Below are 14,923 nucleotides of genomic sequence, written 5' to 3' on the forward strand. Positions count from 1 at the left end.
CCTAGGACGCACCGAGGGCGATTTTGCCCCTAAAACTGGTATGGTTTTTACGGCTGTGTTATCTAGTTGCTCAGTTGAAATGAAACCATAACAGAAAGCGAAATAAAAAGCAGAGCAATAAGGAGAGCTTGCATGCGCATCTTGATTACCGGATCAGGCGGTCAGATAGGCCAGAATCTGGTTAAATTTGGCGATCACTACGGCCATGAAATTCTATCGGCTGATTCCAGTGATGTGGATGTGCGAGACCTCAGTGCACTGCAGCGCGTGTTTGTGACCTACAAACCTGAGTTGGTTATCAACGCTGCGGCTTACACGAATATGGATGAGGCGGAATCCAAGCCTGAGCTGGCCTATGAGATTAATGAGGTTGGTCCTCGTCACTTGGCCGAAACCTGTGCTGACCTAAAGATTCCGATGATTCAGATCTCTAATGTCGAGATCTTTGACGGCAGCAGTGAGCACCCGTATTTAGAAGAGGATATCGCTAATCCGACCTCCGTCTTCGGATCCAGTCGACTGGCCGGCGAGGTAGCGATACGGCGTACTCTGGAGAAGCATCTGATTCTGCGTGTCGGTTGGCTATTTTGCACCAGCAACAAGAACTTTGTGAAAGAGGTTGTTAACGCAGCGCAGAACGACGCACCGATCTACATCCACGATGGCCTAACGGGTAATCCTACCTGTGCAGCTTGCCTGGCACGGGCAATCTACAAAATCATCGGCCAATATGCGGATGAGAAGACCCTCCCCTGGGGTACTTACCACTACGCCCATGACCCAGCTATAGGCCGTGTTGAGTTCGCAGAACGCATCCTGCAGCATGCGCAGAAACTGGGCAAAGCACCGGCTGAGGCAACGATTCACAGTATTCGCCGACCCGCACAAACCCCGAAAGCACGCCGCCCAGCTAACTCAGAGCTGGCTACGTCGAAGTTTAAAGCGACCTTCGGTATTGAGCCCAAGGATTGGCATGAGTGCTTGGATGCTACGCTGGAGCGGTTGAGCTCCTAAATCTATCGTTTAAAGCTTAAATTTATGAATTGGCCTATATCTTGCTGCTCACGGGGTTAGATGTAGGCTTTTTTGCGTGTAAACTTTGAGGATAACGCGATGAAACGATTAGAGGCTGCTGAAAGCGCTATGTTACCGTTTAAAAAGGAGATTTCGGTGATCAAAACTGTTGTTATGGCCGGTGGATCTGGCTCAAGGTTGTGGCCGCTCTCTCGTTCACTTTATCCAAAACAGTTCCTGCCTCTGGCAGATAACCAGACAATGCTGCAGGCGACGCTAAGTCGAGTTCAAGATATCACCGGGCAGAACCCGATGTTGATTTGTAACGAAGAACACCGATTCATCGCCGCTGAGCAAGTGCGTCAGATGGGCGTCAGCGCGCAGATTCTTCTCGAGCCGGTGGGACGCAATACCGCACCAGCTATTGCCTTGGCAGCATTGCAGTCAATTACTTCAGAAGAAGATACGCTACTTCTGGTTCTCGCAGCTGACCACGTTATACCTGACATCGAAGCTTTTCATGCAGCTGTCGAAGCAGCAACACCGCTTGCAGAGAGCGGAAAGTTGGTCACATTCGGCATAGTCGCGACAGGTCCTGAGACGGGTTACGGTTACATTAGACGCGGCGGTAAAACCGGTGAAGGTTACGCTGTAGATAAGTTTGTAGAGAAGCCTGATTTGGAGACCGCACAGTCTTACGTGGATTCTGGTGATTACTACTGGAACTCCGGTATGTTCCTCATGCGCGCGTCTCGCTACATCGAAGAGTTAGGTAAATACCGCCCCGATATTCTAGAAGCCTGTACGAAGTCTCTCGAAACTCTCTCACCCGATATGGACTTCGTTCGTATTGACGAGGCGGCATTCCGAACATGCCCTGATGAGTCCGTTGATTATGCAGTCATGGAGAAGACCGATAGTGCTGTCGTTGTTCCGCTAGATGCTGGTTGGAGTGATGTTGGGGCTTGGTCGTCTTTGTGGGAGGTGACTAACAAAGACTCTGATGGGAATGCCGTGCGAGGTGATGTGTTGACCCACAAGACGAAGGATTGTCTGGTTCACTCAACAGAGAAGCTTGTTGCGACTGTGGGTCTCAAAGATGTCGTCATTGTTGAGACGAAAGACGCGGTCTTGGTCGCGGACAAGAACCAAGTGCAGGATGTGAAAAAAATTGTAGAGCGCCTCAAGGCTGAGGGTCGCTCTGAGTATCAGTTGCATCGCGAGGTTTACCGTCCTTGGGGTAAATACGATTCAATCGACAACGGTGAACGTTACCAAGTGAAGCGAATCACTGTGAAGCCGGGTGCCAAGCTCTCGGTACAGATGCATCACCATCGTGCCGAGCACTGGATTGTAGTTTCGGGTACAGCCAAAGTGCGCCGTGACGAGGATGAGATGCTAGTCACAGAAAATGAGTCGGTTTACTTACCTGTCGGCTCAGTACACTCGCTCTATAATCCCGGCAAAATACCGCTCGAGCTAATTGAGGTGCAGTCCGGCGCTTATCTAGGTGAGGACGATATTGTGCGGTATGAGGATCTGTACGGGCGCTCTTAACCGGTCTTAAACTTCTTTGATACCCCTATTGCGAGCGCTCTTATGACGAAAATAGCTGTAGCTGGTTTGGGCTACGTAGGTTTATCTAACGCCGTGCTTCTAGCGCAGCACAATACTGTCGTAGCCATAGATTTGGATGCCCAAAGAGTTGAGGCGGTTAATAACCGCGAGGCTCCTATTGAAGATTCTGAGCTTGAAAGGTATCTGGCCAGCGTTAATCTAGACCTCAAAGCGACAATCGATCCGCAAATAGCATATTCAGCTGCTGACTTTGTGATTGTTGCCACGCCAACCGATTATGATCCCATCACTAATTTTTTCGACACTCGGTCAGTCGAATCAGTGATCAGCGATGTCATAAGGATCAATCCAGAGGCAACGATAGTCATCAAGTCGACAATTCCTGTTGGCTACACGCAAAGTCTACGCGGCAAGTTTGACTCTCAAAATATTATTTTTTCGCCCGAGTTTTTGCGGGAGGGTAAAGCACTTTATGACAACCTTCACCCTTCACGAATAGTTGTAGGTGAAAGTTCGGAGCGCGCTAAAAAGTTTGCTGCTTTGCTTGAGAAGGGCGCGCTAAAGAAGAATATTGATATCCTTTTTACTGGTAGTACCGAAGCTGAAGCGATAAAGCTTTTCGCTAACACCTACCTCGCAATGCGAGTAGCTTACTTCAACGAGCTTGACTCGTACGCTCTGTCGCACGGGTTAGATACACAGCAGATAATTGAAGGTGTTGGTTTGGATCCACGTATTGGTAATCATTACAATAATCCGAGCTTTGGTTACGGTGGTTACTGTCTACCGAAAGATACCAAACAGCTGCTGGCGAATTACTCCGACGTGCCGAGCAATCTCATCAGTGCAATCGTGCAGTCCAACACTACTCGAAAGGACTTCATCGCAGACGCGATACTTCAGCAGCAGCCGACGATTGTTGGGATCTACAGGCTAGTCATGAAGTCAGGATCTGATAACTTTCGTGCGTCTGCAATTCAGGGAGTAATGAAACGCCTGAAAGCTAAGGGCGTTGTTGTTGTGGTTTATGAACCGGTGTTAGAGGATGACCTCTTTTTCAACTCTATTGTCTATCGTGATCTAGAGGCCTTTAAAGCCGATGCGGATCTTATTATATGTAATCGACTAGATGAGTGCCTACAAGACGTAAGCGAAAAAATCTTTACACGTGATATCTTTAACAAAGATAGTTAGTCTCTATATGAATTCTAGAGCGATACGCGGCTAATGTTACCTCACCGCTCTGAGTGCCTCATTCAAGCGGGTCGTCGAAGAGTCTAAAAAGTATTGCTCCTTTTCATGGCTCATCGACAGGTTGGACTGTATCAGAATCGCAATATCAGTTGGTGCTAAATGTCGTTCGCCGCTGCTCAGTGCAGTCATATCCTCTTCAGTCCATACGCAATAGCAGTCGTAAGCCTCTGTTGTAAAGTGCTGATGTCTATTTCCCATGACGCGATCAATGAACTGACCGTACAAGATATACTCTGAGAACCACAGTTTGTGACCGACAGCATAGTACCAACTAGAATTACTCGTCTTTTCGATGTGTTTCAATAAGTCGCGTAAATGGTCATTTCTCCAGGTCGTTAATGGGCCGATGTAGTCAGCGCCGGAGTATTCTGGTTTCAAGCCAAGCAATTCGCTTGCAATTTGGTGCCATCTGAGATGCTCACCTGTGCTTTTAGCGCCTGGTCGGCGATTGAGACGTCCTTGAGAGTTCTTGAGCAACCTGTTCGGGTTAAGGTCGCTGATGAATTGAATGTCAGAGTCTACATGCATTATCAAGGCAGCATCGGTTGCGAAGCACGAACTCATCTTTGTCAGCTGCTGCATAATCCAACCTCGAATTGGCCAGCCTCTCGAGTCAATCCACCATTTGTTTGTAAACGGAAGCTGCCTGTATTTTGATGGAAGTATGCTCTCAGTGCTTAAAATCCGTCGGCGAGGCGAGGCGAGGCTAGCAAATTTATCAAGATCACGTTTCGGCACTACCACAATGTTTTCGTACTCATCCGCGATATGCTGATCCACGCTCGCGCAAAGGCGGCGACAACGTTCAAAATCCGGTCCGTATGAGCATGTGAATAGGGCGATATCCTGATTAAGTTGCATAAATAATCCTCCTGCTTGTAGTCAGAGTTAAGCATTTTGCGTGCCACTGTTTGTAAAAGTTGGCTTGCTTTTTGCTTCTCATATTGCAAGAGAAATCGGTTAGGGGGCTGGTGTGAGCCAAGATAGGGATAACGCGGGTCAGATTTTCGCTGAGTACACAATCAGCCGCATACCCTATAACGTTCGTTCGAGCTTGAGTGAGAGTCAACTTGGCGCAATTAGAGAAGCGTTAATTGCTCAGCAGAGCAGCGCGAAACATAGTCTGGATGTACGTTTGCGCATTCCTCTGTTTTTTCGCGCGTACTATCTCGTTCTTTTTGGTGGTCGGGATCAACGTAAGTTTGTAGCTAAGCTAGAGCTTGAAAGAATAAATAGACTTCCAAAGGTGCTGGTTCGAAGTTTTTATTTGATAGCGGTCACGCTTGTTTCTGCAGGAGCAGTTGCTTCGATTCTATTGGCTATTTATTTGGCTAAAAGCTTTTTGGGCTTTGACTTCTTCCCGGTTCATCTTAGCGAAATCATCGGCGTCGATGTTTATGGGTACGCTAAACAGTTTTTTAGTTCATGGAGTTCGAATGAATAGGCTTCGTAATTTATTACTGCTGACCGTTTTTGGTTTATCCGGCTGTGGTTCAATGGAGCAGCTCATTACCGTGCCTAGGGAACCGGATAATGCCAATGTTCTTCCATATCAGACCGGGCTACATCAACGCTCGGTTCACACCTTTGATCCGGTTCGGATGGAGGAGAAAATTGTTGAGAGACATATTTACCCCAGAGTTGAAAACGTCTATTTGCTTTTAGATCAAACACCCTCCATGTCCCTTGAGTATAGGGGAGTGTCTCAATATAAATACGCTAGAGAGATAACGCGTCGTCTTCTTCGAACACTTCCAGAGAAAACTTTCACTGAGTATCTGTACCTATTGGATGATAGACCTCTCGAAGGCCAATCTGAGGAGTTAGATCGAGCTCAGATTCTATCGAATCTGAACATAAAACATGGAATTGCAGGGATCGGGGCCAGTAATTTAGCGCAGGCGATCGATAAGATCACCGAAAAACTCGCTTTGCATGATAGTCGCTCAGCCGTCGTGGTGATAACTCAATGGGATCAAATTTCCGATGAAGTAAATGAAGCGGTTATGCGGTTACGACAGAGTCAGCATTTGAAGGCGGGTTTTGTAGTTAAGAGTGGTATTGAAAATTGGACCAGCATGAACGACCAAGGTGTTTGTTTTTATGTGGTTGGGGTTGGAAATCGCATGTCGCGCACCGTATTGGACGGTCCAGAGTCCTGCGGCTTCTCGACATCTGCAGATAAAGTAGCCCAGCCGAGGGACATGGCTCATTTTGTTGAGCGAGCGTTTTATCTCGATCCAGCGGATAGCGATGGAGATGGAATATACGATTATCTGGACCTATGCCCGACGACTCTTGCAGGCAAAATAGTGGGCTATGACGGCTGTGACCGCTTTAACACTGTGGATGGAGTGAGCAGTAAATGAAGTCTTTGATATCTACATTATGTTTAGTTATGTGTCTGGTCGGGATCTACCCTTCTGCTGTGGCTGAAGACCGGCTTGGGGTCCGTGAGCAGGACGAGATGCAACGGAAGTTAGCTATGGAAGCTGCCCCGAATGGTAATGATCAACCGCTCTTACCAGTTGGAACAATTGGAGTATCCAAACAAGTAGCAGTTGCGATCCCAGAAGAGCCATCGACGATTGAGAGAAACGTAGCCGAAGCGCTTGAACCTGTAACGCTTGATGAGGTGATCCAGCGGCAAACAGTACAACATACGCTTGATCAGTTCGGTTACGATATCTTCTCTGTACTCACCACTACTTTTGCTCCAGTCGAGAGTATACCGGTGCCACTCGATTATGTAGTCGGACCCGGAGACACGTTTGTTGTGCAATTGTTCAGCGCTTCGGATGTTCAATATACCTTAGTGGTGAGTCGCGAGGGAAAACTGTTGGTTCCTGAGGTCGGCGCGTTACAAGTTGCCGGGCTAACATTTGCGGAGGCAAAAACACTCATTACCGAGTCAGTTAATTCAATCCGTATTGGCGTAAAAACCCTCGTCACGTTAGCAGAGCTGCACACCATTCAAATTATGATTGTAGGGGAAGTGACTCAGCCAGGAGCATATACCGTCAGCGGTTTATCATCGTTGCTAAATGCGCTAATAAGTTCTGGAGGAGTTAAGCGCTCCGGCTCTTTGAGGAACATCCAAGTGAAGCGAGGCGGGCAGGTGGTAGCTGACTTCGATCTTTACGAACTGCTGCTCAATGGTATCGATACTGGCAATGTATATCTGCGGCATGGAGACATTGTTTTTGTGCCACCCGTTAGTCAGACAATAAGCATTGCTGGTGAAGTCCAGCGTCCCGCGATATACGAGCTAAAAAATGAACAAACGATCGAAGATGCCATCAAGCTCTCCGGCGGTTTGCTGGCTACGGCTGCGAAGAATAAGACCCAAATAGAGAGAATTACTGATCAAGGGAGTTACACCTTAATTCAAGTTGATCTTGCAGCTATGGGCGCATCTCAACGCCTTAAGAATGGCGATCTTATTCGCGTGCTTCCAGTTTTAGATAAAATGGATGAAGTGGTACTCCTGAGCGGTCATGTCCTCACCCCCGGCGCCTACCAGTGGCGTAAAGGTATGCGGGTTAGTGACTTAGTGGCTTCGAAAGAGTTCTTGCGCTTGGGGGCCGAGTTCAATGTAGGCGTCATTGAGCGTGAAAATCGGGATACGAAAAGAAGTGAGGTTCTATTTTTCAATTTAGGGGATGCTCTTAACAATCACGGTACCGCGAATGATATAGAACTATCGCCTCGTGATCATGTCCATGTGTTCGATACCCACTCAGATCGGGCCACTCAGCTCGCAGATACCGTCAAAAAACTGAAGAACCAAGAGACGGGCAGCGTTCGTGCATCCGTGGTTTCATTGAAAGGGTATTTCAAGCATGGGGGGGAGTACCCGTACGAAGCGGGAGATCGGGTACTGGATCTGATTGGCTATTCGGGTGGTCTGCGATCAGGTACGGATCTCAACTATTCAATTCTTGCGCGAACAGATTTTCGAACGGGGAGAGTAGAACTCATCCGATTAGAGTTGGCGAAAGCACTCGACAACGAGGGTGGGGATCACAACCCCCGTTTGGAACCTTACGATCGCGTTTATCTTTTCGACAGTAAATCAAACCGAAGCGAGCTGTTGAAGGAGGAAGTCGCTCAGCTTCGGCGGCAAACACCCTACGGGCAATTAGCACCGGTTGTTGAGGCGAAAGGTGACGTTAATCTTGAAGGTGTTTATCCATTGACTCCTGGAATGCGGATCGAAGATCTAATCGTTGCGAGCGGTGGGTTAAAAGAGGAAGCATATGGCTCCGCTGCGACGCTATCACGTCAGTCATTGCTAGACGGAGAGTACAGCCGCACAGATCTTCGAGATGTCAGCTTGATGCAGAGCAATAGCGATCTCGACGACAGATCGACAATTTTACAACCCTACGACCAGTTAATTGTTCGACGGAAGCCTGAATGGATAGATACACCTAAATACGTCACCGTAGAAGGGGAGGTTATTCATCCCGGGCGTTATCGTGTCGACAAACGTGAAACACTTTGCGGGCTGATGACCCGAATTGGAGGATTTACCGAAGATGCTTACCTATTTGGTACAGCCTTTTTTCGAGAGTCTGTTCGCCAACGTGAGCAACGTGCACTTGATCGTCTTATGGAGCAAATGGATGACCTATTAGCCGAAGTGCATATGTCGCCCGGATTTAATAAAGCAGAGAAGCTACCGTCTAACCAGGGTACTAACGATACCTTCCAAGTGATTAAGCAGCTCAAGCCTGCGAAAGCCCTTGGCCGTCTTGTGATCGATATGGAGAGCGCAGTGGTTGAGTGCTCTGAAACGGCCGATTTGGTTCTTGAGGATGGGGATCGAATTGTCGTACCGAAATACCTTGATGAGGTTTCCGTGGCAGGGCAAGTTTACTTCCCGACGTCGCACAAATTCCAGAGTGATCGGGCGGCGCTTGATTACATCAATCTTAGCGGCGGAACAAAAGAGTTAGCTCAGCGAGAGCATGCTTACGTAGTTCAAGCGAACGGTGAGGTTATGACTGTGCGGTCCCGAGCGAGTACATGGGGGTGGTTAGGATCCCCATCTAATGTAAACGTGACTCCAGGATCCACTATTGTTGTACCTCTGAGCGTCGATCGGATCAACGGTCGTGAGTTTACCCAGTCTTGGCTAGATATGTTTTACAAGCTGACCGTATCTATGGCCAGTATCGATTTTTTGTTTACCCAGTGAGATCTTTTCGATGAAAGAAGAGCAAACAATGCCGCCAATTCATCTGGATCAGGAAGTGGATCTGCTTGAGTACCTGAGCGCAATATTAGGGGCTAAGTATCGTATTCTAATTGCTGCGGTTTTTGCTGCGGGCGCGGTATTTGGGTTATCGAAATTAGTGGATGACAAATACACAGCTGAGGTCCTCGCTGCGTTCAATATTAATGAAACTACGGTAAAACCGAAAAACTATGGCGGTGACGATGCTGTTGGTCTACTAGAGTACGACTTTATTTTTGCATCAACGCCACTAAATGAGGTAGAGAGACAGTTCTCGAAGCTAAGTTCATATGAGTTTCTAAAGTCATTTCTTGATGAGCAAAATCTTTACCCGATAATTTTCGCAGACAAGTGGGATGCTGCCACGGAGAGTTGGCTCGATGGCTTCTCCCCTGACGACCGTATGGCCGTGAAACTGTTCAAAGATGAATATCTGAAACTCTCCTATGATGACGAGACTGGACTGTTGCGGATGTTCATGACGACCTTATCTCCAGAGCTCTCGGCATCGTTAATCAATAAACTGGCCGTCGCTTTTAATCAGTACGTGAAATCCAAAGCAGTCGAAAATGTCAGGGCTCGCAGAACATACCTCGAGGAGCGGTTGGAAACGGTTAAAAATCTCGAAGTACAGCGTTCAATCTATCGACTGCTTGAGGCCCAGCTATCAGTTGAATCTCTCATTTTTGCGCGTGATAACTATCCTCTAGAGATACTTACCCCAGCGATACCACCACTTTTTAAATCATCTCCAGGCAGAAAAAAATGGACGATCTTCACTTTTATCGGTGTGGTTTTTGGAAGTATTTTCCTCGTGATTGCTTTAGTTCTATTCAGGAAGCTGAAAAAGGCTATTGAGGAGTACAAACAACAGGCTCAACCTATTGAATACTCGAGCGCTGACAGCGAGTGGGTTGACCCCTAGTGGTCAAAAGCAGCGCGGGGATCCTTGGAAAATGACCATATCTCTTCGTGCAATAGTTGCAGGGATGATCGGTATAGTTTTCTATGCTGCGTTTAAGGGAGGGTATTACTTTCTTGCTAATCGGCTACAAGAGATTGGAGTTCTGCTTTCGATTGTACTGTTTTTCGGGGCAGCAGTGATCGCTGCGTTGAATGTCCAAGCGAAAAACCTAAACTGGAGCTTTTGGTTTTTTAGCACACTTTTGTTTATTGGCTACACATTTATCTTTCCAGCCTACCTGTTCTCTACCCAGATTGGAGTATCAATGCTCCCAAGCTTAGCTGCTTCACGCGAGTTTTTGATTGTTTTTATTGGCCCTGCGATCTATTTTATTGGGCGTTTAGGTTTCGATGTAGACGAGCTGCTGCGTATCGTTATGATTGCTTTGGGTTTGATCGTAATCTCTTACATCTTTCATTATTTCAGAATCGACTTAGCGGCAGCAAACAACTCTTCTGATCCTGTTATAAAAGCGATGGTCACTAATGATTCACGGGGGTACAGGCTTAAGCCACCAAGTGTGGCCCTCTTTCTAGTGACGATAATTTCAGCCTATCTCGCCCTTAGAGAAAAACAGAAACAGTTAGCGATATTTTGGCGTTTTACCTTTTTGATGGCAATCTACTCGTGGATCATTCTTCAGGCGAGGGCTCCTACTGCGATGCTGTTATTAGGGACCCTCATCTACCACTTCTGTTTTGCGAGAAAGCCAAGGCTAGGGTTACTCTTTCTTGGATTGGCTTTTTTAGTACCCATTTATCCTATTCTCATTGATCAATATTTTCAGATGAGCGCGAATGCAGATGGAGGTGTAAGGTATAACTCGTATTTGATCGCTTTCGAGGTTATTAGGGAGCACCCGATATTTGGACTCGGACAGTCGAGTAACTTTACTAAAAGTGAGGGTGACCTCTTCGGCAAACATTTTTACAGCTCAGATTTAGGCTTGGTTGGCGTTGCCTTCAAGTTTGGTATCCTTGGTGCGCTGTTCTACATTTTCTTCGTAATCTATGGGCTGGTTAGAGCAGTGACAACTAACTGGTTGATTGTAAAGAGAACAGGAGCTGCGAATATATTTCTCGTTGCTTCAATAATAAAACTTGCTACGGACCTACTGAACTCTGTGCTCTCTTACCACTATGTCCAAGTACATGGTGTAGCGCACCTTTCGACAGTCATAGCGGTAACAGCTTTATACCGAATCAAATATAGAACAGCCGTTAACGACAGTTGAACGCTCTCGTGATGTAAGATCGAAATTCAATCACAATGAAGAACAAATCGCTAGCGTTTATCGCTTTATCATTTTTTCTGTATGGCTTCATAGTGGGTAAGTATGAAGCTTTTCCCTACAATATGATTAAGTCCTTGAAGATTTTTGTAGGTGGTCAATCGGAAGTGCCTAATAGATATCAAACGGAAACTTCCCGTTTGTTCAAACATTTTAATCCGAAAGCTGATATTGCTTTTATAGGCGATAGTATTACCAACGGAGGTAGATGGAGCGAGTTTTTTCCAGACCTCAGCGTAGTGAATAGAGGGGTCGATGGGGATAAGTCTTCAGATGTTCTCATGCGTCTTGATTCAATCATTTCTAGTAATCCTACTAGCGCCTTTCTGATGGTGGGCATAAACGACATACGCCAAAATGTCCCTGTAAGAATAATTTTGGAGAATTTTGCCTTAATCGTTGATGTTTTGACGGCTTCAAATATAGAAGTGATAGTGCAACAAACAATACAGTGCGATGTGGAAGTGTGTGGCCCCAACAGTGTCGATGCTGTGAATGAATTGAATAAGGGATTGGAGGCTCTTGCAAGAAAAAAAGGAGTGTCGTTGCTTGAATTAGGGAAATTAACAAACAACACTGGTCTTGGTTCTAGGTTTACCTATGACGGCTTCCATCTCTCGGCAGATGGTTATATTTACTGGGTGCAGAAGATAAGTTCTCAGATTGGCTGTTGCTGATGTATTGACTGGTTTCGCATTTTTGAGCAGCCATAGATGATAGTTATTCCAATCTAGGCAGCGCAGCAAACCTGCGATTACTATCGCTGCTTCGTAAACACATCCTAGTGGATAACGGGTCAGTTGGTGTAGAAATTTCTAATAACTTTGTCTCTACCACGCTAGCTGCGACTATGGAAGATATCCGACTTCTCTACTGATTTATCAACAAATGATAACGCGCCGATTACGGCATTTTCTCCGATTTCTATGTTACCGACGATAACGGTACCAGGATAGATCGTCACGTTGTTCCTGATGCTAGGGTATTTATCGTTTTTTGCTCCCAAGGTAACGTTCTGGTAAATCGTGCAATTACTCATTACCACTGAACCGCAGCCGAATGTTATTCCAAAAGGGTGGGGAAGAACGAGTCCGCAATCAATTTTGGTGCTTCTACAGAGGTCAATCGAATGATACGAAAATAGAAGTGTTCTGCAGAACCATGAGAGAAAACCCTGGGTGCTGAGCGCAATTCTAATTAATATGACTGCACGTATAGGAGGCGACTTAAAAAAATGTTTTACGATGCTGGATTTGCTTGTTTTGCGTTGAAAATAGCGCTCAGCATCAGTTTGTATTAGGTTCCAAGTTTTCAATTCATTTCTCCAAAATTATTTACGCTTTATGGATGACAACAGACAATACATCGGGGATATATTGACACTATCGGACGCTTTCTATTTAGCGCCATCCCGCTCCATTACAGCAGCATAGATCTGATGAAGATTTGCTTTCCCAAATTTCAGTTTTATTCTTTCCTGTAGGAAAAGTTGCTTCTGCTGATAGTCAGGCTCTTCAGAGCTTGAAAGGGTAGTCTCCAATAATCGTTCAAGCGAGCCGTTCTCCCAGATGAATTGGGGCAGATCATCTACAAGGTAACGATTTTCAGGAGTATTACCTACGATGGTTGGTATGTTATACGTGATGGCATCGATTATTGCATTCGACGTCCCTTCAACTAAGGATGCGTGAATAAAACAGCCTGAAGTCTTGTATAACTCAACCAACGCGTCTCGCGGTATAGAACCAAGAAAGCTGATATTACATTTGCTGATTTTTGCAGCTTCCTGACATTTTCTGAAATAGTCTTTATTGGCATGCGAGCCAGCTATTTGGATGTTGTAGTTAGCGCTGCTTAACGCGTTAATTACCTCTAAAATCTGCTTGTGTGGCTCTACATTACTGACGATGAGTATCTTATTCTTATCGCGGAGAGTTAAGGGTCTATCCTCGTCCGTTAACGGTATGGTGTTGAGGACTAACTGTATATTCATTCCCCGCTCTTTCATTACATTGAATAGGCGGGGTGTATTAGTGAATAGGCCATCTAGTTTTTTAAGTGCGTGTAAAAATGTGGGATTAAAGAAGTCAAGATTGTACTCTCGCAGAGAAAAGTAAACTTTATGGCCTTTTATCTTTAGAAAGTAGGCTAGCCAAATAAAAACAGAATTGTAAAATATGAAGACCTTATCCTGAGTATTTGAATACTCACGATATAGCTTATACATGCATACAGCTCTGTGTATTTTGTTTTTGATGCCCGGTCCTATGATATCAAAGGCTTGTTGTGAACCGTGCTCATCAATAGAGATGTTGCGAGATAGGTCGATTAGACTAACGGCTTCACTAAACTCATTTTTGAGTTCCGCCATTTGTCTTTCTGCGCCGCCGTAAGGCAGACGTGGTGCAATCAGCACTATTTTGGTCATACATTTTCCTTTCACGGTCTTGTACATCTATAACCGTCGCAAGCTCACCGAGTGGTATGAGGTGTTGAGTTCATAGGGAAGAGAACTCGACTTGTCATAATAAGCGCCGATATAATTTCCGACTCTTTTGGCTCTTAAATATCCTGATAAGAGCGGTACCAATCTACAAACTCTTTTATTCCGTGCTCAATGCTGGTTTTCGGACGGTATCCCACATCCCGCTCCAGATCATCGATATCCGCGTAGGTAATCGGCACATCTCCTGACTGCATCGGTAGAAAATTCTCATTCGCCTTTACGCCAGTAGCCGTCTCGATAGCGGTTATGAACCTGCGTAAGGTCACCGGATTGTTATTGCCTATGTTGTAAACTTTGTACGGGGCAATGGCATTAGAAGTTGTACTTGCTGTTGGTTCTGGTATACGCTCGGCTACGCGCAGTATGCCCTCCACAATATCATCGATATAGGTAAAATCGCGCTGCATATCACCGTTGTTGTAAACATCGATAGGTTTACCTTCGATTATCGCTTTCGTAAATTTGAAGTAGGCCATATCCGGGCGCCCCATGGGACCATATACCGTGAAGAATCTGAGGCCGGTTGTCGGTAGGCCGAAGAGGTGGCTGTAGGTGTGCGCCATCAGTTCATTAGATTTTTTGGTAGCAGCATAGAGGCTGATTGGGTTGTCTACAAAGTCTGTCGTGCTGAATGGCTGCTTTGTGTTCATGCCGTAGACTGAGCTTGAGCTTGCGTATACAAGGTGTTTAACCTTTGTATCGCGGCAGCACTCTAATATGTTAAAGAATCCAACTATATTCGCCTCAATGTAAACAGATGGATTTTCGATGGAATATCGTACGCCGGCTTGGGCTGCTAAATTTATCACGACTTCAAAATTATACTCATTGAATAGTGACGTTAAGCTCTCTTTGTTTGATATGTCCATCTGATGAAACTTGAAGCTTCCGGATGATGTGTTTTTAGCTAACTCATTAATCTTTTCTAAGCGGCTTTGCTTCAATTCAATATCGTAATATTCGTTCATACTGTCAATGCCGACAATATTTTTGCCTCGATTGATTAGAGCAGTTGTAAGGTGGTAGCCGATGAATCCAGCAGCTCCAGTTACCAGTATATTTTTCATGATTATG

13 protein-coding genes are annotated in these 14,923 nt (G+C 45.9%); 9 read left to right on the plus strand and 4 right to left on the minus strand.

Features of this window, described 5'->3' with window-relative positions; translation table 11 throughout:
- The first annotated feature begins 132 nt into the window (after positions 1-132).
- The 3 genes from rfbD to AC1WNR_RS06920 all read left to right on the plus strand — a co-directional run bounded on the left by rfbD (position 133) and on the right by AC1WNR_RS06920 (position 3,786).
- A complete protein-coding gene (rfbD, locus tag AC1WNR_RS06910) occupies positions 133-1,014 on the plus strand; it encodes a dTDP-4-dehydrorhamnose reductase (protein WP_481643781.1) in 882 nt (293 codons plus the stop codon).
- 99 nt (positions 1,015-1,113) lie between these two features.
- On the plus strand, positions 1,114-2,571 hold the full coding sequence (locus AC1WNR_RS06915; RefSeq protein ID WP_481643782.1) for a mannose-1-phosphate guanylyltransferase/mannose-6-phosphate isomerase: 1,458 nt from the start codon (positions 1,114-1,116) through the stop codon (positions 2,569-2,571).
- Positions 2,572-2,613: 42 nt separating this feature from the next.
- Positions 2,614-3,786 (plus strand): nucleotide sugar dehydrogenase, encoded by a 1,173-nt coding sequence (locus AC1WNR_RS06920; RefSeq protein WP_481643783.1) that lies wholly within the window; start codon positions 2,614-2,616, stop codon positions 3,784-3,786.
- A gap of 36 nt (positions 3,787-3,822) precedes the next feature.
- Here the strand turns inward: AC1WNR_RS06920 and AC1WNR_RS06925 are convergent, their stop codons facing one another.
- Positions 3,823-4,707: a DUF6492 family protein gene (locus AC1WNR_RS06925; protein WP_481643784.1), complete on the minus strand. Its 885-nt coding sequence runs from the start codon at positions 4,705-4,707 to the stop codon at positions 3,823-3,825.
- Positions 4,708-4,819: 112 nt separating this feature from the next.
- Here AC1WNR_RS06925 and AC1WNR_RS06930 point away from each other — a divergent pair, with 112 nt between their 5' ends.
- The 6 genes from AC1WNR_RS06930 to AC1WNR_RS06955 all read left to right on the plus strand — a co-directional run bounded on the left by AC1WNR_RS06930 (position 4,820) and on the right by AC1WNR_RS06955 (position 12,020).
- On the plus strand, positions 4,820-5,290 hold the full coding sequence (locus AC1WNR_RS06930; RefSeq protein ID WP_481643785.1) for a hypothetical protein: 471 nt from the start codon (positions 4,820-4,822) through the stop codon (positions 5,288-5,290).
- Positions 5,283-6,215, plus strand: a complete 933-nt coding sequence (locus AC1WNR_RS06935; RefSeq protein ID WP_481643786.1) for a vWA domain-containing protein — start codon at positions 5,283-5,285, stop codon at positions 6,213-6,215. Before AC1WNR_RS06930 ends, AC1WNR_RS06935 begins: the two co-directional genes overlap by 8 nt.
- Positions 6,212-9,049, plus strand: a complete 2,838-nt coding sequence (locus AC1WNR_RS06940; protein ID WP_481643787.1) for an SLBB domain-containing protein — start codon at positions 6,212-6,214, stop codon at positions 9,047-9,049. The genes AC1WNR_RS06935 and AC1WNR_RS06940 overlap by 4 nt, the downstream gene beginning before the upstream one ends.
- Before the next feature lie 10 nt (positions 9,050-9,059).
- Positions 9,060-10,013, plus strand: a complete 954-nt coding sequence (locus AC1WNR_RS06945; RefSeq protein WP_481643788.1) for a hypothetical protein — start codon at positions 9,060-9,062, stop codon at positions 10,011-10,013.
- A 31-nt stretch (positions 10,014-10,044) separates the two neighbouring features.
- On the plus strand, positions 10,045-11,286 hold the full coding sequence (locus AC1WNR_RS06950; RefSeq protein ID WP_481643789.1) for an O-antigen ligase family protein: 1,242 nt from the start codon (positions 10,045-10,047) through the stop codon (positions 11,284-11,286).
- Positions 11,287-11,378: 92 nt separating this feature from the next.
- Complete coding sequence (locus AC1WNR_RS06955; RefSeq protein ID WP_481643790.1) at positions 11,379-12,020, plus strand: GDSL-type esterase/lipase family protein; 642 nt, start codon at positions 11,379-11,381, stop codon at positions 12,018-12,020.
- 161 nt (positions 12,021-12,181) lie between these two features.
- On the opposite strand, the gene AC1WNR_RS06960 is transcribed toward AC1WNR_RS06955, so the two are convergent.
- The 3 genes from AC1WNR_RS06960 to AC1WNR_RS06970 form a co-directional block, all read right to left on the minus strand.
- A complete protein-coding gene (locus AC1WNR_RS06960; protein WP_481645373.1) occupies positions 12,182-12,382 on the minus strand; it encodes a hypothetical protein in 201 nt (66 codons plus the stop codon).
- Between the two features lie 357 nt (positions 12,383-12,739).
- Entirely contained in the window at positions 12,740-13,771 is a 1,032-nt protein-coding gene (locus AC1WNR_RS06965) for a glycosyltransferase (RefSeq protein WP_481643791.1), read from the minus strand.
- A 134-nt stretch (positions 13,772-13,905) separates the two neighbouring features.
- Positions 13,906-14,916, minus strand: coding sequence for an NAD-dependent epimerase (locus AC1WNR_RS06970; RefSeq protein ID WP_481643792.1), 1,011 nt, complete (start codon positions 14,914-14,916; stop codon positions 13,906-13,908).
- Between the last annotated feature and the right edge of the window lie 7 nt (positions 14,917-14,923).

The organism is Marinobacterium marisflavi (genome assembly GCF_982447095.1).